General features: G+C 40.6%; 1 protein-coding gene. It reads right to left on the reverse strand.

The genetic code is table 11. The features are described 5' to 3' along the window. Nucleotides 1-50 precede the first annotated feature (50 nt). Nucleotides 51-1,195 (reverse strand): IS3 family transposase gene (locus tag DXA87_RS17720; protein WP_117505600.1). Its coding sequence is split into 2 segments (ribosomal slippage): nt 51-958 and nt 958-1,195, totalling 1,146 coding nucleotides; the frame shifts between segments, so codons are not numbered across the junction. Nucleotides 1,196-1,272 lie beyond the last annotated feature (77 nt).

Below are 1,272 nucleotides of genomic sequence, written 5' to 3' on the forward strand. Positions count from 1 at the left end.
GGTCAAGCTTTTTTGTAACACTTGTGGCTAAAAAAATAGTGCTTATCAATTTATGCTGCCGTCCTTGCTTCATATGGGGTTCGATAACCATTATAACTGTGTGGACGAACATGATTATAATCAACGTATGCAAATTCTTCTACCTTTTGATAGAGTGTTTCCTCTGTTGTAAACTCATACAAATTTGTGCATTCATTCTTCAAGGTATTGAAGTAACGCTCCATCGGTGCATTGTCGTACGGATATCCTGCTTTGCTCATGCTCTGTGTCACATTTACCGATTCGCAGAATTCGGTAAATGCTTTGGACGTATACTGTGAGCCCTGGTCAGAATGTAAGATAAGGCCATCTTTGATTGTTGGCTGCGATTCCAGCGCTTTTCGGAGCGTCCGGATCGCAAGATCACTGGTAATGTTACGATCTGTTATGCTGGCAATCACACTCCGGTCATGCAAATCTATAATAGTGCAGTTATAGCGTACTTCATGATTTGCAAGGAACAGATAGGTGAAATCCGTGCACCATTTTCGATTGATTTCATCTGCTGTGAAATTTTGCTTCAGCTTATTATCGAATACTTTATGCGGGTTTCCATGCTCATATCCCGGCTTTTTTGGACGGACAACCGAACGGAGACCAAGCTCTGTGTTCATATATTTATGAACGGTGGTATTACTGTAAGAATAACCTTTACGCTCCAGATAAACTTTCATACTCCGATAGCCGTCAACTCCATTGTGCGAATGATATATTTCCTGAATCTGTGCTTGGACTTCGGCTTTAAGGGTATAATAATCCGCCTTCCGGTGTTTCCGGTAGTTGTAATAAGCATTTGGGCATATATCCAGCCGTCCAAGCAGCCAGCGAATGCCAAATTCATTATGATATTGTTCGATGAATCGATAAGCCTCTAATCGATTTCCTTTGCAAAGAATGCCGCCGCTTTTTTTAAGAAAAGATTCTCCTTACGAAGTTCTTCGTTTTCTCTTTTGAGTCTGAGCATCTCCTTCATGTTGTCATAATCTTCTTTGGCTTCCGGGCTTGACTGGCATTCTTTACTAAACTCGCTACACCACTTAGAAATGCTGGCTTTCGATACCCCATACTCAGCGGTGATGCTTTTGTAGGTACGACCTTCCTCTTCATGAAGACGTACTATTTTTTTCTTAAATTCGGGTGTGTAACTTTGTGGCATGATAATTACCTCTTTTCTCTATTGGATTTATTATATCTTATTAGCCACTACTGTTACAACGTTAGTATAGCACTTCA

The sequence above is a fragment of the Desulfotomaculum sp. OF05-3 genome (assembly GCF_003435535.1).
In the GTDB taxonomy this organism is placed as follows: Bacteria; Bacillota; Clostridia; order Lachnospirales; family Lachnospiraceae; genus Pilosibacter; species Pilosibacter fragilis.